We start from the raw sequence: 20,075 nt of genomic DNA, 5'->3' as shown, positions 1-20,075 counted from the left end.
TGCGTATTTCAGGTTGGGATTGCTGCCCTCACCCTAGCCCTCTCCCGGAGGGAGAGGGAACTGACCGAGGTGCTCATGCAAACTACATCGACCTGAGATATTGAGTCGAACTCAAGTTTCGAAAGCAACACAAGTTGGCTCCCTCTCCCTCCGGGAGAGGGCTGGGGTGAGGGAGCGATCTTGAAAGATCAACAGTTACACGAAACGCCTCAGTTCCACCCCGCCCGATCCATCATCCGGATCGCCTCGGCCTGACGTTTACCCGCCACCTCAACCGGCAACGTATCAGCAACAAACTTGCCCCACGCCGCCACTTCTTCCGATGGCGCCACAGCCGGGTTGGCCGGGAATTCCTGATTCACATCAGCAAAAATCTTCTGCGCCTCAGGCGTGGTCATCCATTCGACCAGCGCCTTGGCCGCTTCCGGGTGCGGTGCATGTTTGGTCAGGCCGATGCCCGACAGGTTCACATGCACACCGCGATCCGCCTGATTCGGCCAGAACAGCTTCACCGGCAGTTCAGGCTTCTGCTTGTGCAGGCGACCGTAGTAGTAGGTGTTGACGATGCCGACATCGCACTGCCCGGCGTTGATCGCTTCCAGCACCGCAACGTCATCGGAGAACACGTCAGTGGACAGGTTGTTGACCCAGCCCTTGAGGATTTTCTCGGTCTTCTCGGCGCCGTGGACTTCGATCATGGTCGCAGTCAACGACTGGTTGTAGACCTTCTTCGCCGTGCGCAGGCACAGGCGGCCTTCCCAGTTCTTGTCGGCCAGCGCTTCGTAGGTGGTCAGTTCGCCCGGCTTCACCCGCTCGGTGGAATAGGCGATGGTCCGTGCGCGCAGGCTCAGGCCGGTCCAGGCGTGGGTGGACGAGCGATATTGCTGAGGAATATTGGCGTCGATGGTTTTCGAGGTGAAAGGCTGCAGAATGCCCATCTGCTCGGCCTGCCACAGGTTGCCGGCATCGACGGTAAGCAGCAGATCGGCGGTGGCGTTTTCGCCTTCGGCCTTGATGCGCTGCATCAGCGGCGCTTCCTTGTCGGTGATGAACTTGATCTTCACCCCGGTCTTGGCGGTGTAGGCATCGAATACCGGTTTGATCAGCTCATCGATGCGCGACGAGTACACCACCACCTCATCGGCGGCCTGGGCAGTGGTGCTGCCGATCAGGGTCAAGGCCAGTGCGGTCAGAAGACGCTTGGGTGCCAACATGGGAGTGGTCTCACGGTCGGGAAAGGTGGGCCAAATGATAAGGACTCACATTTACCACCACAATCGAACACTGGGGGAAGGCGTTACCAGATGTTGCACAGCGTTTTTTGTTTCGGGTTTGCCGACGCCATCGCTGGCAAGCCAGCTCCCACAAAGTTTTCGGTGTGTCCAACATTAATGCTTCACACCGACCACTGTGGGAGCGGGCTTGCCCGCGATGAGGTCAGCAGCAACAACGAACATCTCAGGGTTTGGCCAAGGCCGGAAGGTCCCCCGTCAACCCCAGCGCCTCGCGCACAAACAACGCCTTCGCTTCGGGCATCTGCTCGACCAGTTTCAATCCGGCATTGCGCAACCAGCGCAGCGGCAGGGGGTCGGCCTGGAACAACCGCTCGAAGCCTTCCATCGCCGCCATCAGCGCCAGATTGTGCGGCATGCGCCGACGCTCGTAGCGGCTCAGCACCTTCACGTCCGCCAGTCGCTCACCGCGCTGATGCGCTTGCAGGAGCACTTCCGCCAGCACGGCGGCATCGAGGAATCCAAGGTTCACACCCTGCCCCGCCAAGGGGTGAATGGTGTGCGCCGCATCACCGATCAAGGCCAGGCCCTCAGCGACGTAGCGCTTGGCATGGCGCTGACGCAGCGGCACGCACAGACGCGGATCGGCGCTGATCACTTCACCGAGGCGCCCTTCGAACGCTCGCTCTAGCTCAGCGCAAAACGCAGTCTCCTCGAGCGCCATCAAGCGCTCGGCTTCAGCCGGTGTGGTCGACCAGACGATCGAGCACCAGTCCTGCTGACCATCACGCTCCAGCGGCAAAAACGCCAATGGCCCGTGATCGGTAAAGCGCTGCCAGGCGGTTTTGCGGTGCGGCTGGCTACAGCGCACGCTGGTGACGATGGCGTGATGCAGATAATCCCACTCGCGAGTCGCCACGCCGGTCAGACGGCGCACAGCAGAATTGGCGCCATCGGCCGCGATCACCAGCGGCGCGCGCAAGGTGCGGCCGTCGGCCAGCGTCAGCAGCCAGTCATCGCCGGAGCGACGCATCTGCTCCAGCCGCGCATTGGCGAGCATGCCCAGGTCGCAGTCATGCAAACGCTCGAGCAGCGCATCCTGGACCACGCGGTTTTCGACGATGTGGCCGAGCACATCGGCATGCACGCTGCTCGCCGAGAAATGAATCTGCCCGGTGCCGCTGCCGTCCCACACATGCATGTCGGTGTACGGGCTGCTGCGCCGCTGGACGATGCCGTCCCAGACGCCAAGGCGCTCGAGAATGCGCTGGCTCGCCGCCGACAATGCACTGACGCGCGGTTCGAACGCCGCTTCGGCATCGAAGGGTTTGACACTCAGCGGGCTACCGTCGAGCAACAGCACTTCCAGCCCACTGTCCTGTAACGCCAGCGCCAGGGCGCTGCCGACCATTCCGGCTCCGACAATCAGCACATCTGCGCGCATTTCCATGCTTTAGGCCTGTCTCGCTTGCGGCTTGAGCCGCACGTAAAGGGTTTTACCGACCCGCGCCACAAGGTTGCCAGCGCCGTCATGAATGTCGACCTGCAACTGCGGCAGGTATTTCTCGCCGTTGGCGGTCTGCCGGCGGATCTCGTCGAGCAGAGTCTCGTCGATGCTGAACCGGGCGAACACCGGGCCTTTGCCCGGCGCAATGAAATCGATGTCGGCGGCCTTGTCCCAGACGATGTACTTCGGGCCGAGGTTTTCCATGAGCATCAACATGAAGAACGGGTCGACCATCGAATACAGACTGCCGCCAAACTGGGTGCCGACATAGTTGCGGTTGTACCAGCCCAACCCCATGGACACTTGGACGTCGCGAAAGTCATCGCTGATGTGCCGCACCCGCACACCCGCGCCGAGATATGGCGGGTAGCAGGTCATTACCCAACGCATCAATCGCGCCTTGCCGAATGTGTTGCTCAGCCACTCAAGCATCCGGACGGGTTCCCAGACCCATCGCCTGCCGGGCGAACCAGCGTTTGGCTGGCGGCAGCAGGTCGAGGCCGAGCAGGCCGAGGTTGCGCCCCAGCGACACCAGCGGCTGGGTGCTGCCGAACAGACGCGTGACCTGATCGGAGAAGCCCACCGTCAGGTCCTGATCGAGGCGCTGCCGTTCGCGATAGGCCTGCAACGTGGCGAAGTCGCCCAGCGGCTTGTCGCTGGCCAGCAGCGCGGCAGCCAAGGCGTCGGCGTCACGCAGCGACAAGTTGAAGCCCTGGCCGGCGATCGGGTGCAGGCTGTGTGCGGCGTTGCCGAGCACGGCCAGATGCGAGCGCACCTGTTCTTCAGCTTCGATCAGTGACAGCGGATAAAGATGCCGTGCGCCGACCTGTTTCAAAGTGCCGAGGCGGTAACCGAATACGCCTTGCAGCTCGCTGAGAAAATCACGCTCGCTCAATTCAGTCAGACGCTGCGCGTCCATGCCCAGCCGCGTCCACACCAGCGCGCAGCGATTATCCGGCAGCGGCAGCAGGGCCATCGGCCCCTCATCGGTAAAGCGCTCGAAGGCCATGCCGTTGTGCGCTTCACTCGGGGTGATGTTGGCAATCAGCGCGCTCTGGTTGTACGGGCGCTTGCGCACGTTGATGCCCAACTGTTCGCGCAAGCCGGAGCGGCCGCCATCGGCGAGCACCGCGAGGTCGCATTCCAGCGTGGTTTCATCGTTGAGGGTCAGACGATAGCCATCGGCCAACGGCTCCATGCGCGTGACTTCCGCCGGGCAGCGCCACGTGATCACGTCTTTGTCGAGGTGCTGCCACAGGCACTGGCCGAGCCAGGCGTTTTCCACCACGTAACCGAGCGCTGGCACACCCTCTTCCATCGCCGACAAGCGCGCGGTGGAGAAGCGGCCACGGTCAGAGACGTGAATCTGTTTGATCGGCTCGGCGCGGCGGGAGATTTCCTGCCACACGCCCAGGCGCTGATAAATCTGCCGCGAGCCGAAGGACAGCGCCGAGGAGCGAGCGTCGTAGCTCGGTTGCCAGCTGTCGCCGGGGGCGAACGGTTCGATCAGGACGATTTTCCAGCCCTGCGCCTTGGCCCCGGCCTGCAACGCCAACGCCAGACTGGCGCCGACCAGACCGCCACCGATGATTGCCAGATTGACTCGACTCATGCTGCGTGTGTCCTTGCTTGTGCCATCAGCGCCTCGATCTCGGCGACGGTTTTCGGCACGCCGCTGGTGAGGATTTCACAACCGGATCGGGTCACGACCACGTCATCCTCGATGCGCACGCCAATGCCACGCCATTTCTTCGCCACGTTCTGATTGTCCGCCGCGATGTAGATGCCAGGCTCCACGGTCAGCGCCATGCCGACCTCCAGCACACGCCATTCGCCGCCGACCTTGTACTCGCCAACGTCATGCACATCCATGCCCAGCCAGTGGCCGGCGCGGTGCATATAAAAAGCCTTGTAGGCTTCGCTGGCGATCAACTCGTCAACCTCGCCCTGCAACAAGCCAAGCTTGACCAAACCTGCGGTGATCACCCGCACCGTGGCTTCGTGCGCCTGGTTCCAGTGCTTGTTCGGTGCAATCTCGGCGAACGCCGCTTCCTGCGAAGCCAGCACCAACTCGTAGATCGCCTTCTGCTCCGGCGAGAACCTGCCATTGACCGGCCAGGTGCGGGTGATGTCGCTGGCGTAGCAGTCGATCTCGCAACCAGCGTCTATCAACACCAGATCGCCGTCCTTGAGCAGCGCGTCATTTTGCTGGTAATGCAGGATGCAGCTGTTGCGCCCGGCGGCGACAATCGAACCGTAGGCCGGCATCTTCGCCCCGCCCTTGCGGAATTCGTAATCCAGTTCGGCTTCGATGCTGTATTCATACAGCCCCGGACGACTGGCCTGCATCGCGCGGATATGCGCCTGCGCCGAAATCCGCGCGGCTTCGCGCATCACCTTCACTTCTGCCGCCGATTTATACAGGCGCATGTCGTGCAGGAGGTGATCCAGGGCAACGAATTCATTCGGCGGCTGCGCGCCGAGGTGCGCCTTGGAGCGGATCACGTTGATCCAGTCCATCAAATGCCGATCGAATTCAGGGTTGCTGCCCATCGCCGAATACACCCGGTCGCGGCCTTCGATCAGGCCCGGGAGGATGTCGTCGATGTCGGTAATCGGAAAGGCGTCGTCGGCGCCGTACTCGCGGATCGCGCCTTCCTGCCCGGCGCGCAGGCCATCCCACAATTCGCGTTCGGCGTTGCGTTCACGGCAGAACAGGATGTACTCGCCGTGCTCGCGGCCGGGCATCAGGACGATGACGGCCTGTGGCTCGGGAAAACCGCTGAGGTACTGGAAGTCGCTGTCCTGACGGTAGACGTGCTCGACGTCGCGGTTGCGGATGGCCACCGCGGCGGCGGGCAGGATCGCGATGCTGTTGGGTTCCATCTGCGCCATCAGGGCCTTGCGGCGACGGCTGTATTCCGCTTTGGGGATATGGGTCATGGGCAGATGGCTTTCCCTGGCACGCGATTAATGCAGCGAAGGTTTGGCCGCTGGCGGCACATCGGACTTCTTGGTTTCCGAGAACAGCAGCAACGGCGCGACGCGCAGGTATTCCATGACTTCCATGTAGTCGGATTCGCCGTCTTCGGATTCTTCCAGCGCGTCCTGCACCTGGGAAATGGCGGCCAGATCCTGCAGCACTTCGGTGGCTTCGGTGCTGAGCATGCTGCTGTCGCGGCAGTTCAGGCCGAAACCGCTGAGGAAGCCCTGGCACCACTCGCCCAGCGCAGCAGCGCGGTCGGCCAGCGGTGCATCGTCGGTCGGCAGCAGCAGCACGACAGTGACGTCGTCGCCGGTCAGCTCGCCTTTGACCATCTCCTGCAGGCCGATCAGGGCGTTGCGGACGTTGTCCTGGATGTCGCCTTCGAGCAGTTCGGCGGCGTCGATCAGCCAGCCTTCGTGATCGAAGCCGGCCCCGGCGCAACTGCGCCCGAGCAGCACGCCGTGCAGTTCGGCAGGCGAGACGTTGTGGCCGCTGGCAGTCAGCAGGGTGGCAAAGGCTTGGTACGGGGAATTCGCAATGGTCATGGGCAGCTAGGCGCCAGACGGCGCTATGTCTAGAATGAAGGCCTTGTATCCTACATCGACAGCCCCGCCAAGACCATTAAAGGCTGTCCGCCAGTCACCACCCATCAGACGAACACGTGGACCCAATGGAAGACACCGACCTGCAAGCGCTGATGGCCAGACTCGAACTGCTGATTGGCCGAGTCGAGCAACTTAAGAGTCAAAACGCACTCTTACTAGCTCAGGAAAAAACCTGGCGCGAGGAACGCGCTCACCTCATTGAAAAAAACGAAATCGCCCGGCGTAAGGTCGAATCGATGATTTCGCGCCTCAAGGCCCTGGAGCAAGACTCATGAGTTCAAGCAATAGCGTTACCGTGCAGATCCTCGACAAAGAGTATTCGATCATCTGCCCGCCGGAAGAACGCAGCAATCTGGTCAGTGCCGCCCGCTACCTGGACGGCAAGATGCGCGAGATCCGCAGCAGCGGCAAAGTCATCGGTGCCGACCGCATTGCCGTGATGGCCGCGCTGAACATCACCCACGACCTGTTGCACAAAGAAGAGCGCCCGGACATCCAGGCCAGCGGTTCGACCCGCGAACAGGTGCGCGACTTGCTCGATCGTGTCGATCTGGTCCTGGCCGACGATCAGAACACCGCCAAGGGCTGATTCGCCTGACAGCTTGAGGTATACTCGCGGCACTCCCTGGGGTGCTTGCCAGTTGACGATGTCCCGGAGCCGATTCGCACTACCCTGGAAGTTGCACGTTGGGCTGGTGTGCATGTCCGCTAGACGGAAAGCCTTAAAGTCTACTGCTTCTTCCACCTTGAACTTTCGGGTTCAAGGGCTGAGTTGACAGCGGTTCATCCGGGGAGCCTGATTCGAATCCGATGTCGGTGTATGCCGACATCGGATTTTTTATGCGTACGTTTTTGCATCCACCTGCCGAAGCCGAACCATGACCGAGCCCGCGCTGCTGCCCCGCCCGCAACTCCGCCGTCTGCTGCGCAAGGCACGCCGCGCACTGACGCCGGGCGAACAACGCCAGGCTGCCAAAGGCCTGTTCCGGCAATTGGCCCAGGACCCGCACTTTCGCCGGGCGAAACATATCTCCCTGTACTTGCCCACCGACGGTGAAATCGATCCGCGCCTGCTGCTGCGCGAAGCCCAGAGTCGCGGCAAGGCAACTTATCTGCCGGTACTCAGCGCATGGCCACGAACGAAAATGGTCTTCCAGCGCATCCGCCCCGGCGAAAAGCTCACCCCCAATCGTTTCCGCATCCTCGAGCCCCGGGCCAATCTGGCTCGGCAACGCAAGGTCTGGGCGCTGGATCTGGTGCTGTTGCCGCTGGTAGGGTTTGACGATGTCGGCGGGCGCCTGGGCATGGGCGGCGGATTTTATGATCGCAGCCTCGCCTATCTGGCCCGGCGCAAGAACTGGCGCAAGCCGACGCTGCTGGGCCTGGCCCATGAGTGTCAGAAGGTCGAACGTCTGGCGCAGGCGAGCTGGGATGTGCCGTTACAAGGCACGGTCACCGACAAGGCGTGGTATTTCGCAGAGTAGACGCCGCATGGAACAGCGGCGTCGAAGAGACAGGTTCAGCGTTTGAAAGCGGTCGACTGTTGCACCTGTTGCGCCACTTCAATCGGCGCGTCGGTCTTGTTCGCCCACAGGCTCTGCGCGTAACCGGTGGTTACCACGCCCAGGCCAAACAAAATTACCAAAGTCCATAGCAAATCCGGTTTGCGTTTCATCGATTGCCCCCCTCAAGGCACATCATCACGATGACAGCAGCGGTTTCCGTTCGTAGGCCGTGCAGCAGCGTCAAGCTTTAAAGGCCGGCATTTTGCGGCAACGTGAACCTGTGCGCAAACGCTGACGTCAACCGACTGTCGGTTTGTCATAAAATTGCCCGACAACCTGCCCAATGACCGCTTCAGGAGCACACGACATGGCCTACTGGCTGATGAAATCAGAGCCCGACGAACTCTCGATCAAGGGTCTGGAAAAGCTCGGCAAGGCGCGCTGGGACGGGGTTCGCAACTATCAGGCGCGCAATTTCCTGCGGGCGATGGCGGTCGGTGACGAGTTCTTTTTCTACCATTCCAGCTGCCCCGAGCCGGGGATTGCCGGGATTGGCAAAATTATCGAAGCAGCGTATCCCGATCCGACGGCGCTGGAGCCGCAGAGCCATTACTTCGATCCGAAGGCCACCGCGCAGAAGAATGCCTGGAGCGCCATCGACGTGGCGCACGTCGAAACCTTTGCGCGAGTCTTGAAGCTCGACTACCTGAAACAGCAGACCGCGCTGGCAGAAATGCCACTGGTGCAGAAGGGCTCGCGGCTTTCAGTGATGCCCGTCACCGCCGAACAATGGGCCGCAGTGCTCGGCCTGCGCTGAGAACTGCCAGGTCACACCGTGGTGGCAGACAAAAGGGTCTAGGCTTGACGCTCATTTGATTGACATCAAGCGCCCCCAGCGCTTGAACCGTCAGAGTGGACGCCACAGCCGCAGGATGCCCCCATGTCGACGCACCGCCGTTCCTCACTGTTATTTGCCGGATCGCTCATAGCCTTGCTGTTGGCCGCTGGCGGCTTCGGTTACTGGAAGTCGATGAGCAGCCGCCTGCCCGAGGGGCTGTCGGCCGGCAACGGACGACTTGAGGCCACCGAAGTGCAAATCGCCAGCAAGACCCCCGGGCGCCTCGCCGAGGTGCTGGTCGATGAAGGCGACAAGGTCACTCAAGGCCAACTGCTGGCCCGCATGGACACCCGCACCCTTGAAGCCCAGCGCAACCAGGCCGAAGCCGAGGTGGTGCGCGCCCGGGAAAACCTCAACGCCGCCCAAGCCAACGTGCAGTTGCGTCAGAGTGAGCTACTGCTGGCCCAACAGGAACTCGGGCGCTCTGAGTCGCTGTTCAAGCACGGTTTCGTCAGCGCTCAGGTCATCGATCAATTGCAGTCGCGCATCGGCACCGGCAACGCTGCCGTGACGGCGGCCCGCGCCCAAGTGTCGGCGGTCGCTGCAGCGATCGGCGCAGCCCAGGCGCAGGTCGCTCAACTGACCAGCGAAATCGACGACAGCAGCCTGCGGGCGCCGATTGACGGCGTGATCCAGTTACGCATGGCCGAACCCGGGGAAGTGCTGGGTGCCGGTGGCCGCGTCCTGCTGTTGATTGACCCCAACGATCAGTACATGAATCTCTACTTGTCCGCCTCGGTGGCCGGGCGTCTGGCGGTGGGCGATGAGGCCCGGGTACTGCTCGATGCCCTGCCCGACAAGCCCTTGCCAGCGAAAATCAGTTTTGTCGCCGGCAAATCGCAGTTCACCCCCAAGGAAGTCGAAACCCGCGACGAGCGGCAAAAACTGGTGTTCCGCGTCAAACTGCGCTTGACCCAACCCAGCGCCGTACCGCAAGCCAAGCCCGGCATGCCCGGTGCCGGGTATGTGCGCACCGCGCCGATCGTCTGGCCGGCCAATCTGCAATGAGCAGCCTCGCGGTCCAGGCCAATGCTATCGCGCACCGCTACGGCAAACAGCAAGCACTGAGCGATATCACCTTCAGCCTGCCAGCCGGCACCCGTTGCGGTCTGATCGGCCCCGATGGCGCGGGCAAGTCCAGCCTGCTGGGACTGATCGCCGGCGTGAAGGCCTTGCAGCAAGGGCAACTGGACGTCCTTGGCGGGCCGATCCAGCAGCGCCACCACCGCGACACGCTGTATGCACGCATCGCTTTCATGCCGCAGGGATTGGGCGGCAACCTGTATCCAGAACTGTCGATCCGCGAAAACATTCAGTTCTTCGCCACGCTGTTCGGCCTGTCGAAGGCCGACAGCGAACAACGCATGCGCAATCTGCTGCTTGCCACCGACCTGCTGAAGTTCGCCGAGCGCCCCGCCGGCAAGTTGTCCGGCGGCATGAAACAGAAACTCGGACTGTGCTGCGCGCTGATCCACGAACCGGATCTGTTAATCCTCGATGAGCCAACCACCGGCGTCGACCCGCTCTCACGACGGCGTTTCTGGGAGCTGATCGACGACGTGCGGCGCCAGCGCCCGCAACTGACCCTGCTGGTCGCCACCGCGTACATGGAAGAAGCCGAACAGTTCGAGCATTGCCTGATGCTCGACAACGGCAAATTGATTGCCACCGGTCTGAGCCGTGAACTGGCGGCCGTCACCCCCAGTGGCAAACTCGATGAGGCCTTCACCCATTTCCAGGGTGACAGCCAGCATGACGTCAGGCCGCTGGTGATTCCGCCACGTAGCAGTGGCAGCAGCGACACCGCCATCGAGGCCCACGACCTGACACTGCGTTTCGGCGACTTCACTGCGGTCGATCACGTCAACTTCGCCATCGGTCGCGGCGAAATTTTCGGTTTTCTCGGCTCCAACGGCTGCGGCAAGACCACCACGATGAAAGTCCTGACCGGGCTGATGCCTGCCAGCGAAGGCCGCGCGACACTGCTCGGCAACCCGGTAAATGCCAAGGATCTGGCCACACGCAAACGGGTCGGTTTCATGTCCCAGAGCTTTTCGCTGTATGGCGAACTCAGTGTGCGACAGAACCTTGATCTGCACACCCGGCTGTTCGACTTGCCCAAAGCCGAGAGTGCGCCACGCATCGATGCCCTCATTCAACGCTTCAACCTGCTCAGCGTCGCCGATCAGCCGTCCGGCGCCCTGCCTCTGGGGCTGCGTCAACGCCTGTCGCTGGCGGTTGCGGTGTTGCATCGTCCGGAAGTGCTGATCCTTGATGAGCCGACGTCCGGTGTCGACCCGGCCGCCCGCGATGACTTCTGGCGACTGTTGATCGAACTGTCTCGCGAGCAAGGCGTGACGATTTTTCTCTCCACCCACTTCATGAACGAAGCCCAGCGCTGCGACCGCATTTCGCTGATGCACGCCGGCCAAGTGCTGGCGTGCGACACCCCGGCAGCGCTGCAACGTCAGTTCGCTGGAGAAACGCTGGAAGCCGCTTTCGTGACGTGCCTGGAACAGGCTCAGGGCACTGCGCAGTCGCCGCCTGCCAGTGAATCGCCGACCGCGCCAACGACCGCCACGCCGCCGCTCCAGCAGCGCGGTTTCAGCCTCGGTCGCCTGCTGGCAGTGGCCAGTCGCGAAGGCAAGGAGCTGCTGCGTGACAAGGTGCGCATGGCATTCGCCCTGGCGGGGGCAATTTTCATGATGGTGATTTTCGGCTACGGGATTTCCCTGGACGTGGAAAACCTCGCGTTTGCCGTGTACGACCAGGACCAGACACCGCAGAGCCGAACCTATCTGGAGGCCTTTCGCGGCTCGCGTTACTTCGATGAACGGCCAGCCATCCATGATGCACAGGAATTGCACCGACGCCTGCAACGCTCGGAGATCAAACTTGCGCTGGAAATCCCCCCCGGTTTCGGCCGTGACCTGTACGCCGGACGCCAGCCCGCGGTGGCGGCATGGCTGGATGGCGGCATGCCGTTTCGCGCCGAGACCAGCCGCAATTATGTCGAAGCGGTGCACTTGGCCAACCTGCAACAGTTGGCCGAACAGAGCAGTCTCGCCATCAACCATCAGGCGGGCGCCAGCCTGGAAACGCGCTTTCGCTACAACCAGGATGTGGTCAGCGTCAACGCTATCGGCCCCGGCGTCATGGCGCTGATACTGGCGTTCATTCCAGCGATGCTCACCGCACTCGGCATCGTGCGCGAGAAAGAACTGGGCTCGATCACCAACTTCTACGCCACGCCCCTGACCCGCCTGGAGTTTCTGCTGGGCAAACAGGCGCCATACCTGCTGGTCAGTCTGGTCAATCTCGCGCTGCTGGTGGCGATGAACCGCTGGCTGTTTGGCGTGCCGTTCAAGGGCAGCCTGCTGACACTGGCGTTTGGCGGCCTGCTCTACGTGCTGGCGACCACCAGCATGGGTCTGCTGATCTCGGCCTTCACCCGCACACAGATCGCCGCGATCCTCGGCACCATGATCATCACCAGCCTGCCGACCATCCAGTTCTCCGGGCTGATCGTGCCGCGCTCTTCGCTGCAAGGTGCGGCTGCGGTGATGGGCATGCTGTTTCCGGCAGGACATTTTCTCGATATTGCCGTGGGGACGTTCACCAAGGCGCTGGACTTGCGGCAGCTGTGGCCACAATGCCTGGCCCTGTTCGGCTTCTTCGTCGGGTTCACAGGGTTGAGCCTGATCATGCTGAAAAAGCAGGAGGCCTGATGCACAAGTTCGCGCACATCCTGCGCTTGGGACTCAAGGAACTGACCAGCCTGCGCCACGACAGCGTGTTGTTGCTGTTCCTGTTCTACGCCTTCACCGTGGCGATCTACATGCCCGCCGCCGGTTCGGTAATCGGCGTGCACAACGCCAGCGTGGCGATCGTCGACGAAGACCGCAGCGCCCTCTCGCGCCAGTTGGCCCAGGCCCTGCAACCGCCGGAGTTCCAGACGCCGGTGCTACTGCCTTACCCGCAACTGGATCAGGTGATGGACAGCGGCCAGTACACCTTCGTGATCAACATTCCGGCGGGGTTTCAAACCAACCTGCTCGCGGCGCGGCGACCGGCCATTCAGGTCAACGTCGATGCCACCGCGATGAGCCAGGCGTTCATGGGCGCCGGTTACATCGGCCGGATCTTCCAGCGTGAACTGCAGGCCTACGGCGGTCAGAGCGATGCCGCGAGCAAGACGCCGATTTCGCTGACCACCCGCGCGCTATTCAATACCAACCTGGAGGGTGGCTGGTTTCTGGCGGTGATCCAGATCGTCAACAACATCACCATTCTGGCGATCATCCTCACGGGCACCGCGCTGCTGCGCGAACGCGAGCACGGCACGCTCGACCATTTGCTGGTGCTGCCGCTGACGGCGCTGGAAATCATGCTGGCGAAAATCTGGAGCAACCTGCTGGTGGTGGTGCTGTGCACCTGGCTGTCCGTGGAGGTGGTGGTCAAAGGCGCACTCGGCGTGCCGCTTTCCGGCTCAATGAGCCTGTTTTTGCTGGTGACTGCGGTTTATCTGTTTGCCAGTACCGCGCTGGGCATCTTTCTGGCGACACTCGCGCGCTCGACGCCGCAGTTCGGCTTGCTGGCGATTCCGGTGATCATCCCGATGCTGCTGCTGTCGGGCGGCAGCACGCCACTGGACAGCATGCCGCACTGGCTGCAGTGGGTCATGCAGGGCTCACCGTCCACGCATTTTGTCAGCCTCAGCGCCGCGATTCTGTTTCGCGACGCCGGGCTGAGCGTGGTCTGGCCGGAGTTGCTGGCGCTGACTGCCATCGGTCTGCTGTTCTTCGCCATCGCCTTGGCACGCTTTCGCAAAAGCCTGGCGTCCTGAAGAGCAGCAGCCAACGTATTTACTGGATGATCAGGTTGTTGAACAACAGATCCTCAACAACAGGCTTGCCGGTCTCGTCATTCATGACCTGCTGGGTCTGCTTCAACGCTTCCTGACGCAGCTTTTCCTTGCCCTCGATGCTGCCCATCGCCTCGGTCGACTGCTGAGTGAACAACGCCACCAGCTGATTGCGGATCAGCGGCTCGTTGGCCTTGACCAGTTTGGTCGACTCCTCACCAGTCACACGCAATGCCACATCGGCTTTGTAGACCTTGAGCTTGGCGGTGCCGTCCAGGCCATAGTTGCCGACGAACGGCGGGCTCAGGGTGATGTAATTGACCTTCGGCGCCTCGCCTTCTTTGGCTTCTTCGGCCAGTGCTGCCACAGGCAGAGACAGGGCCAGCAATAACATGATCCACGCTTTCACAATTCGCTCCTTATCCGGTTTGCGGCCTAGCATAACGACCCGCCGCGCAAGCACAAGCTTATGGCTGACTATCAGGGCCGGGCATGCTCGTTGACCCGTTGATTCACACACCTACACTTATCGGCCATCACTCCCAAAGGAATAGCCCTGATGAAAGCCGTGCTGTGCAAAGCCTTCGGCCCTGCCGAATCGCTGGTGCTGGAAGACGTCGCCAGTCCTGTCGCGAAGAAGAATGAAATCCTGCTGGACGTGCACGCTGCCGGAGTCAATTTCCCGGACACGCTGATCATCGAGGGCAAGTACCAGTTCAAACCGCCCTTCCCGTTTTCGCCGGGCGGTGAAGCGGCGGGCGTGGTGCGTGAAGTCGGGGAAAAGGTCAGCCATCTGAAAGTCGGCGACCGGGTCATGGCCCTGACTGGCTGGGGCAGTTTTGCCGAGCAGGTGGCGGTGCCGGGCTACAACGTCCTGCCGATTCCGCCGTCGATGGATTTCAACATCGCCGCTGCATTCAGCATGACCTACGGCACCTCGATGCACGCGCTCAAGCAACGCGCCAACCTGCAACCGGGCGAAACCCTGCTGGTGCTCGGCGCGTCGGGCGGCGTCGGCCTCGCCGCCGTGGAGATTGGCAAAGCCATGGGTGCCCGCGTGATCGCCGCCGCCAGCAGCGCCGAGAAACTCGCGGTGGCCAAGGCTGCCGGCGCCGATGAGCTGATCAATTACAGCGAAGCCAGCCTCAAGGACGAGATCAAACGCCTCACCGACGGCCAGGGCGCCGACGTGATCTACGACCCGGTCGGCGGCGACCTGTTCGACCAGGCCATCCGCGCCATCGCCTGGAACGGCCGCCTGCTGGTGGTCGGCTTCGCCAGCGGACGCATCCCGGAACTGCCGGTCAACCTCGCCCTGCTCAAGGGCGCGGCGGTACTCGGCGTGTTCTGGGGTTCTTTGCCCAACGCCAGCCACAGGACAATGCAGCCAACTTCCAGCAGCTGTTCGCCTGGTTTGCCGAGGGCAAGCTCAAACCGCTGGTGTCGCAGGTGTATCCGCTGAGCAATGCCGCGCAGGCGATCGATGATCTTGGCCAGCGCAAGGCTGTGGGCAAGGTTGTCGTTCAGGTTCGTTAACAACATGGAGCGATCCGGAGCAGCAATCCGGATCGCTTTAGCGCTGAGATCTGCCTCTCCCATGCGTCAAACCGCAGAAACCCACCCGAGCCACCATTCCCTCAGCGCCGCGTACTTGTCTCAGAGCGACATGTTCATAAAGGAACGTTCATCTGCCCAAATTTCCGCTGTTTTGCCGACGTGAAGCGATGCTATTTTCGGTAACGAAACTGTAACATTCGCATCCGCAGTCAAAACAAGAAAACTGGAGCTCTTGAATGTTTGCTTTCTTTCGTCCTGCCGCACATCAGGCTCCATTGCCTGAAGAAAAAATAGACAGCACCTACCGCCGCCTGCGCTGGCAGATCTTCGCCGGTATCTTTATCGGCTACGCCGGTTACTACCTGCTGCGCAAGAACTTCTCCCTGGCCATGCCGTACCTGATCGACGAAGGCTACAGCCGTGGCGACCTTGGTCTGGCAATGTCGGCGATCGCTATTGCTTACGGCCTGTCGAAGTTCCTCATGGGCCTGGTGTCCGACCGTTCCAACCCGCGCTTCTTCCTGCCGTTCGGTCTGCTGGTCTCGGCCGGGGTGATGTTCATTTTCGGTTTCGCGCCGTGGGCAACGTCCAGCGTGACGATGATGTTCATTCTCCTGTTCATCAACGGCTGGGCGCAGGGCATGGGCTGGCCGCCGAGCGGGCGGACCATGGTGCACTGGTGGTCGCAGAAGGAACGCGGTGGCGTGGTGTCGGTGTGGAACGTGGCGCATAACGTCGGCGGCGGTCTGATCGGCCCGCTGTTCCTGATCGGCATGGGCCTGTTCAACGACTGGCACGCGGCGTTTTACGTCCCGGCAGCAGTCGCACTGGGCGTAGCGGTATTCGCCTTCATCACCATGCGTGACACCCCGCAATCGGTCGGCCTGCCGCCGATCGAGCAGTACAAGAACGACTACCCGGAAGGCTACGACGCCAGCCACGAAGACGAATTCAGCGCCAAGGAAATCTTCGTCAAATACGTGCTGCGCAACAAAATGCTCTGGTACATCGCTCTGGCCAACGTCTTCGTCTACTTGCTGCGCTACGGCGTGCTGGACTGGGCGCCGACGTACCTGAAGGAAGCCAAGGGCTTCACCGTGGATAAGACCTCGTGGGCCTATTTCTTCTACGAGTGGGCAGGCATCCCGGGCACGCTGCTGTGCGGCTGGATGTCAGACAAGATCTTCCGTGGCAACCGTGGTTTGACCGGCATGGTGTTCATGGCCCTGGTGACTGTCGCGACCCTGGTTTACTGGCTCAATCCGGCCGGCAATCCGATGGTCGACATGATCGCCCTGCTGTCGATCGGCTTCCTGATCTACGGCCCGGTGATGCTGATCGGCCTGCAAGCGCTGGAACTGGCGCCGAAGAAAGCCGCCGGTACTGCAGCGGGCTTCACCGGTCTGTTCGGTTATCTGGGGGGTTCGGTCGCGGCCAGTGCGGCGATGGGCTACACCGTTGACCACTTCGGCTGGGATGGCGGTTTCGTGCTGCTGGTCGGCGCTTGCCTGCTGGCGATGGCCTTCCTTGCGCCAACGCTGTGGCACAAGCAAGTCGCCAGTCAGAGCCGTGAAGCGGTCGCCTGATCGCTGTGTGATTTACAGCGCTTGAGCCGCGCCTCCAGATTTCGATCCGGCATGGCGTGGCTGCGCAGGGCGTGCGCGGTCTGCTCGACATAATCGCGAGTGGTGCCGTAACGCCCGCTCGCGCTGGCGAACACCTGGCTGAGCACATGATCCGGCAAGTTGCCGGCGTAGCTCGGCAGGTGGCGCTCAAGAACGAAGCCCAAGGCCTGCACCTGAGTGCCATCTTCGAGCCGGCAATTGAGCCAGTGCGGACGATACGACGGAAACGGCATCTCACGTTTCCACAGGGCGTACAGCGCGGTATCGAGATTGTCTTCCGGCAAGCGGTAGGCAAAACCGCTGCATGAACCGCCGCGATCCAGACCGAACACCAGACCGGGCATTTCCGGGGTACCCCGATGCTCGTGGGACCACAGGTACAAGCCGCGATGATAGCCATGCACGCGACCGCGCATGCGCTCGACCGCCGTGCATTCCGGCCGCCAGATCAGCGAGCCATAGGCGAACAGCCACACCGGCCCGCCCTTGTGGCGTGCCATGGTCGATTGCATGGAAGCGAGAAGTTGTTCGTGCGTCAGCTGCGGCCCAAGATCGAGCCGCGGAGGGTAAGCCAGGTTCAGAATTGCGTTTTCAATGGCGCTCATGGCGAATAGCGTTCAGCTCCCCGCGGGTGAAGAATTACTTAATAGAACGCACCGTTGTAACAATAAGGCACATATGTTTTAAGGCAAATTAAGTGCCACTGATTAATTGCCTGATTCATATATAACCTAGCGATATTTACTGTTTAGGGTAAATACCGATCGGCTATATACCAAGTTATAAGTCTCAGGAGCGCGGCGCGTAGGCGAACACATCAGCGCGCATCTGATGCGCATCCATCCCCGCCTCGACCAGCGCGTCCAGCGTGCCGTAGACCATCGCCGGCGAACCGCTGGCATAGACGTGCAGCGGCTTCAGATCGGGGAAATCCTCGCAAACTGCCTCGTGCAACATCCCGCAGCGCCCTTCCCAGCCGCACTGGTCGCTGACTACCTTGTGCAGGAACAGATTGGGCAGCTTCAGCCATTCGTCCCAGTGCTCGATCTGATAAAAATCTTCGGGACGGCGCACGCCCCAATACAGATACACTGGATGCTTGAAGCCTTTGGCGCGGCAATGTTCGATCAGACTGTGAATCTGGCCCATGCCGGTGCCGGCGGCGATCAACACCAGCGGACCGTCGGGTAGCTCCGCAAGATGTGTGTCACCAAACGGCAACTCGACACGTACCAGCGGGTTGCGTTGCAGCTGCTCGATCAGGCTCAACGCACTGGTTTCGCGCGCCAGCACATGAATTTCCAGATCACGCCCGCCGTGGGGTGCCGAAGCCATGGAGAACGCCGATTTCTCACCGTTCTCACGCTCGATCATCAAATATTGCCCGGCGTGATAGCGCGGCGGCTTGCCCGCTGGTGCCCGCAGACGCACGCGCCAGGTATCGCCGCCGACCTCGCGGCACTCGATGACCTGACACGACAGGCTACGCACCGGCAGCTCACCCAGTGCGAGCACGCCATCCCACAACAGCACGCAGTCTTCCAGCGGTGCGGCGATGCAGGTGTAGAACTCGCCATGGTCGTGGACTTTGCCGGCCTGCTCGACGCGGCCCTCCACCAGCAGCGCTGCACACACGTGGCAATTGCCGTTGCGGCAGCTTTGCGGGCAGTCATAGCCCAGGCGCCGCGCACCGTCGAGAATCCGCTCACCGGGCTGTATCTCGAGCACTGCTCCGGAAGGCTGCAGGGTTACACGCATCAATCTATTCCTAACTGATTCCAGATGGCATCGATCCGTTGGGTGACGGCGTCGTCCTTGACGATCACGCGGCCCCACTCGCGAGTGGTTTCGCCCGGCCACTTGTGGGTGGCATCCAGGCCCATTTTCGAGCCCAGGCCGGAAATCGGCGAAGCGAAGTCGAGGTAGTCGATCGGCGTGTTATCGATCATCACCGTATCGCGCTTGGGATCCATGCGCGTGGTGATAGCCCAGATCACGTCGTTCCAGTCGCGGGCGTTGATATCGTCGTCAGTGACGATAACGAACTTGGTGTACATGAACTGTCGCAAAAACGACCAGACACCGAGCATCACGCGCTTGGCATGCCCCGGATACGACTTCTTCATCGTCACCACGGCCATGCGGTACGAGCAGCCTTCCGGCGGCAGGTAGAAGTCGGTGATTTCCGGGAACTGCTTCTGCAGAATCGGCACGAACACTTCGTTCAGCGCCACGCCGAGAATCGCCGGCTCATCCGGCGGACGGCCGGTGTAGGTGCTGTGATAGATCGGCTTGATCCGGTGGGTGATGCGCTCGACGGTGAACACCGGGAAGCTGTCGACTTCGTTGTAGTAACCGGTGTGGTCGCCATAAGGGCCTTCGTCGGCCATTTCGCCCGGATGAATCACGCCTTCAAGGATGATTTCGGCGGTGGCCGGTACTTGCAGATCGTTGCCACGGCACTTGACCAGTTCGGTACGGTTGCCGCGCAAGAGCCCTGCGAAAGCATATTCGGAGAGGCTGTCCGGCACCGGCGTCACGGCACCGAGAATCGTCGCCGGATCGGCGCCAAGGGCCACGGACACCGGGAACGGCTGGCCCGGGTGCTTCTCGCACCACTCGCGGAAGTCGAGAGCGCCGCCACGATGGCTGAGCCAGCGCATGATCACCTTGTTGCGGCCGATCACTTGCTGGCGGTAGATGCCGAGGTTCTGGCGTTCCTTGTTCGGGCCTTTGGTGACCGTCAGGCCCCAAGTGATCAGCGGGCCAACGTCGCCGGGCCAGCAGGTCTGCACCGGCAACATCGCCAGATCGACGTCGTCGCCTTCGATGACCACTTCCTGGCACACCGCGTCTTTGACGACTTTCGGCGCCATCGAAATGATCTTGCGGAAGATCGGCAGTTTCGACCACGCGTCCTTCAAGCCCTTCGGCGGCTCCGGCTCCTTGAGGAAGGCCAGCAGCTTGCCGATTTCGCGCAGCTCGCTGACCGACTCGGCGCCCATGCCCATGGCCACGCGCTCGGGGGTACCGAACAGGTTACCAAGCACCGGAATGTCATAACCGGTGGGTTTCTCGAACAACAGTGCCGGGCCTTTGGCCCGCAGCGTGCGGTCGCACACCTCAGTCATCTCCAGCACCGGCGAGACGGGAATCTGGATGCGTTTCAACTCTCCGCGCTGCTCAAGCTGCTGCACGAAATCCCGAAGATCCTTGAATTTCATTGACGATGGCACCCTCAAAATAGGCGTACATCCTACCTGCTCTGAGGGGCAAACAGCAGCCCGTCATTGCTC

The 20,075-nt window shown here is 61.7% G+C and carries 19 protein-coding genes, 1 other RNA gene and 1 pseudogene; 10 read left to right on the top strand and 11 right to left on the bottom strand.

Annotated elements, in window-relative coordinates; all coding sequences use genetic code 11:
- Positions 1-209 precede the first annotated feature (209 nt).
- The 6 genes from AB4N48_RS25740 to AB4N48_RS25715 form a co-directional block, all read right to left on the bottom strand.
- Positions 210-1,214 carry an extracellular solute-binding protein gene (locus tag AB4N48_RS25740; RefSeq protein WP_110599906.1) on the bottom strand — a complete coding sequence of 335 codons (1,005 nt, stop codon included), beginning with the start codon at positions 1,212-1,214 and terminating at the stop codon, positions 210-212.
- A 244-nt stretch (positions 1,215-1,458) separates the two neighbouring features.
- Positions 1,459-2,676 (bottom strand): 2-octaprenyl-3-methyl-6-methoxy-1,4-benzoquinol hydroxylase, encoded by a 1,218-nt coding sequence (locus AB4N48_RS25735; protein WP_460095578.1) that lies wholly within the window; start codon positions 2,674-2,676, stop codon positions 1,459-1,461.
- Positions 2,677-2,685: 9 nt separating this feature from the next.
- Positions 2,686-3,171: a DUF4442 domain-containing protein gene (locus AB4N48_RS25730; protein ID WP_460094512.1), complete on the bottom strand. Its 486-nt coding sequence runs from the start codon at positions 3,169-3,171 to the stop codon at positions 2,686-2,688.
- Positions 3,164-4,351, bottom strand: coding sequence for a 2-octaprenyl-6-methoxyphenyl hydroxylase (gene ubiH, locus AB4N48_RS25725; RefSeq protein WP_095181278.1), 1,188 nt, complete (start codon positions 4,349-4,351; stop codon positions 3,164-3,166). Before ubiH ends, AB4N48_RS25730 begins: the two co-directional genes overlap by 8 nt.
- On the bottom strand, positions 4,348-5,682 hold the full coding sequence (gene pepP / locus AB4N48_RS25720) for a Xaa-Pro aminopeptidase (RefSeq protein ID WP_256807823.1): 1,335 nt from the start codon (positions 5,680-5,682) through the stop codon (positions 4,348-4,350). Before pepP ends, ubiH begins: the two co-directional genes overlap by 4 nt.
- Before the next feature lie 27 nt (positions 5,683-5,709).
- Entirely contained in the window at positions 5,710-6,270 is a 561-nt protein-coding gene (locus AB4N48_RS25715; RefSeq protein WP_041476897.1) for a YecA/YgfB family protein, read from the bottom strand.
- Positions 6,271-6,395: 125 nt separating this feature from the next.
- On the opposite strand from AB4N48_RS25715, the gene AB4N48_RS25710 reads away from it, so the two are divergent.
- From AB4N48_RS25710 to AB4N48_RS25695, 4 genes are all read left to right on the top strand, one after another.
- The gene (locus AB4N48_RS25710) at positions 6,396-6,605 is read left to right on the top strand and encodes a TIGR02449 family protein (RefSeq protein ID WP_007911197.1); all 210 of its coding nucleotides are present in this window, start codon (positions 6,396-6,398) and stop codon (positions 6,603-6,605) included.
- Entirely contained in the window at positions 6,602-6,919 is a 318-nt protein-coding gene (locus AB4N48_RS25705; protein WP_016772632.1) for a cell division protein ZapA, read from the top strand. Before AB4N48_RS25710 ends, AB4N48_RS25705 begins: the two co-directional genes overlap by 4 nt.
- 30 nt (positions 6,920-6,949) lie before the next feature.
- Positions 6,950-7,128, top strand: a non-coding RNA gene (gene ssrS, locus AB4N48_RS25700) — 6S RNA.
- Positions 7,129-7,208: 80 nt separating this feature from the next.
- Positions 7,209-7,814 (top strand): 5-formyltetrahydrofolate cyclo-ligase, encoded by a 606-nt coding sequence (locus tag AB4N48_RS25695; RefSeq protein ID WP_252882847.1) that lies wholly within the window; start codon positions 7,209-7,211, stop codon positions 7,812-7,814.
- A 35-nt stretch (positions 7,815-7,849) separates the two neighbouring features.
- Here the strand turns inward: AB4N48_RS25695 and AB4N48_RS25690 are convergent, their stop codons facing one another.
- Positions 7,850-8,005, bottom strand: coding sequence for a hypothetical protein (locus AB4N48_RS25690; RefSeq protein WP_024014743.1), 156 nt, complete (start codon positions 8,003-8,005; stop codon positions 7,850-7,852).
- A 197-nt stretch (positions 8,006-8,202) separates the two neighbouring features.
- Between AB4N48_RS25690 and AB4N48_RS25685 the strand changes: the two genes are divergently transcribed.
- The 4 genes from AB4N48_RS25685 (at position 8,203) to AB4N48_RS25670 (ending at position 13,579) form a co-directional block, all read left to right on the top strand.
- The gene (locus AB4N48_RS25685) at positions 8,203-8,652 is read left to right on the top strand and encodes an EVE domain-containing protein (protein ID WP_095181275.1); all 450 of its coding nucleotides are present in this window, start codon (positions 8,203-8,205) and stop codon (positions 8,650-8,652) included.
- A gap of 123 nt (positions 8,653-8,775) precedes the next feature.
- Positions 8,776-9,741, top strand: coding sequence for an HlyD family secretion protein (locus tag AB4N48_RS25680; RefSeq protein ID WP_305381729.1), 966 nt, complete (start codon positions 8,776-8,778; stop codon positions 9,739-9,741).
- The gene (gene rbbA, locus AB4N48_RS25675) at positions 9,738-12,461 is read left to right on the top strand and encodes a ribosome-associated ATPase/putative transporter RbbA (protein WP_460094510.1); all 2,724 of its coding nucleotides are present in this window, start codon (positions 9,738-9,740) and stop codon (positions 12,459-12,461) included. Before AB4N48_RS25680 ends, rbbA begins: the two co-directional genes overlap by 4 nt.
- Positions 12,461-13,579, top strand: a complete 1,119-nt coding sequence (locus tag AB4N48_RS25670; protein ID WP_095181272.1) for an ABC transporter permease — start codon at positions 12,461-12,463, stop codon at positions 13,577-13,579. Before rbbA ends, AB4N48_RS25670 begins: the two co-directional genes overlap by 1 nt.
- A 19-nt stretch (positions 13,580-13,598) precedes the next feature.
- On the opposite strand, the gene AB4N48_RS25665 is transcribed toward AB4N48_RS25670, so the two are convergent.
- Complete coding sequence (locus tag AB4N48_RS25665) at positions 13,599-14,006, bottom strand: flagellar basal body-associated protein FliL (protein ID WP_460094509.1); 408 nt, start codon at positions 14,004-14,006, stop codon at positions 13,599-13,601.
- 150 nt (positions 14,007-14,156) lie between these two features.
- Between AB4N48_RS25665 and AB4N48_RS25660 the strand changes: the two are divergent.
- A pseudogene (locus AB4N48_RS25660) lies at positions 14,157-15,133 on the top strand (NADPH:quinone oxidoreductase family protein).
- Between the two features lie 257 nt (positions 15,134-15,390).
- Positions 15,391-16,740: a glycerol-3-phosphate transporter gene (gene glpT, locus AB4N48_RS25655; protein WP_024014747.1), complete on the top strand. Its 1,350-nt coding sequence runs from the start codon at positions 15,391-15,393 to the stop codon at positions 16,738-16,740.
- Here glpT and AB4N48_RS25650 read toward each other — a convergent pair.
- The 3 genes from AB4N48_RS25650 to ubiD form a co-directional block, all read right to left on the bottom strand.
- Entirely contained in the window at positions 16,716-17,384 is a 669-nt protein-coding gene (locus AB4N48_RS25650) for a gamma-glutamylcyclotransferase (protein ID WP_024014748.1), read from the bottom strand. The genes glpT and AB4N48_RS25650 overlap by 25 nt on opposite strands.
- A 184-nt stretch (positions 17,385-17,568) precedes the next feature.
- On the bottom strand, positions 17,569-18,537 hold the full coding sequence (locus tag AB4N48_RS25645) for a CDP-6-deoxy-delta-3,4-glucoseen reductase (RefSeq protein ID WP_460094508.1): 969 nt from the start codon (positions 18,535-18,537) through the stop codon (positions 17,569-17,571).
- Positions 18,537-20,003, bottom strand: coding sequence for a 4-hydroxy-3-polyprenylbenzoate decarboxylase (gene ubiD / locus AB4N48_RS25640; RefSeq protein ID WP_039757427.1), 1,467 nt, complete (start codon positions 20,001-20,003; stop codon positions 18,537-18,539). Before ubiD ends, AB4N48_RS25645 begins: the two co-directional genes overlap by 1 nt.
- Positions 20,004-20,075: the final 72 nt, after the last annotated feature.

Source organism: Pseudomonas sp. S2_C11 (genome assembly GCF_054668395.1).
This window is presented reverse-complemented; position numbering and strand designations above follow the sequence as displayed.

Bases quoted from the DNA above. Each gene is read 5' to 3' on its own strand.
- AB4N48_RS25740 (WP_110599906.1), bottom strand. From the start codon at position 1,214: ATGTTGGCACCCAAGCGTCTTCTGACCGCACTGGCCTTGACCCTGATC.
- AB4N48_RS25735 (WP_460095578.1), bottom strand. From the start codon at position 2,676: ATGCGCGCAGATGTGCTGATTGTCGGAGCCGGAATGGTCGGCAGCGCC.
- AB4N48_RS25730 (WP_460094512.1), bottom strand. From the start codon at position 3,171: ATGCTTGAGTGGCTGAGCAACACATTCGGCAAGGCGCGATTGATGCGT.
- ubiH (WP_095181278.1), bottom strand. From the start codon at position 4,351: ATGAGTCGAGTCAATCTGGCAATCATCGGTGGCGGTCTGGTCGGCGCC.
- pepP (WP_256807823.1), bottom strand. From the start codon at position 5,682: ATGACCCATATCCCCAAAGCGGAATACAGCCGTCGCCGCAAGGCCCTG.
- AB4N48_RS25715 (WP_041476897.1), bottom strand. From the start codon at position 6,270: ATGACCATTGCGAATTCCCCGTACCAAGCCTTTGCCACCCTGCTGACT.
- AB4N48_RS25710 (WP_007911197.1), top strand. From the start codon at position 6,396: ATGGAAGACACCGACCTGCAAGCGCTGATGGCCAGACTCGAACTGCTG.
- AB4N48_RS25705 (WP_016772632.1), top strand. From the start codon at position 6,602: ATGAGTTCAAGCAATAGCGTTACCGTGCAGATCCTCGACAAAGAGTAT.
- AB4N48_RS25695 (WP_252882847.1), top strand. From the start codon at position 7,209: ATGACCGAGCCCGCGCTGCTGCCCCGCCCGCAACTCCGCCGTCTGCTG.
- AB4N48_RS25690 (WP_024014743.1), bottom strand. From the start codon at position 8,005: ATGAAACGCAAACCGGATTTGCTATGGACTTTGGTAATTTTGTTTGGC.
- AB4N48_RS25685 (WP_095181275.1), top strand. From the start codon at position 8,203: ATGGCCTACTGGCTGATGAAATCAGAGCCCGACGAACTCTCGATCAAG.
- AB4N48_RS25680 (WP_305381729.1), top strand. From the start codon at position 8,776: ATGTCGACGCACCGCCGTTCCTCACTGTTATTTGCCGGATCGCTCATA.
- rbbA (WP_460094510.1), top strand. From the start codon at position 9,738: ATGAGCAGCCTCGCGGTCCAGGCCAATGCTATCGCGCACCGCTACGGC.
- AB4N48_RS25670 (WP_095181272.1), top strand. From the start codon at position 12,461: ATGCACAAGTTCGCGCACATCCTGCGCTTGGGACTCAAGGAACTGACC.
- glpT (WP_024014747.1), top strand. From the start codon at position 15,391: ATGTTTGCTTTCTTTCGTCCTGCCGCACATCAGGCTCCATTGCCTGAA.
- AB4N48_RS25650 (WP_024014748.1), bottom strand. From the start codon at position 17,384: ATGAGCGCCATTGAAAACGCAATTCTGAACCTGGCTTACCCTCCGCGG.
- AB4N48_RS25645 (WP_460094508.1), bottom strand. From the start codon at position 18,537: ATGCGTGTAACCCTGCAGCCTTCCGGAGCAGTGCTCGAGATACAGCCC.
- ubiD (WP_039757427.1), bottom strand. From the start codon at position 20,003: ATGAAATTCAAGGATCTTCGGGATTTCGTGCAGCAGCTTGAGCAGCGC.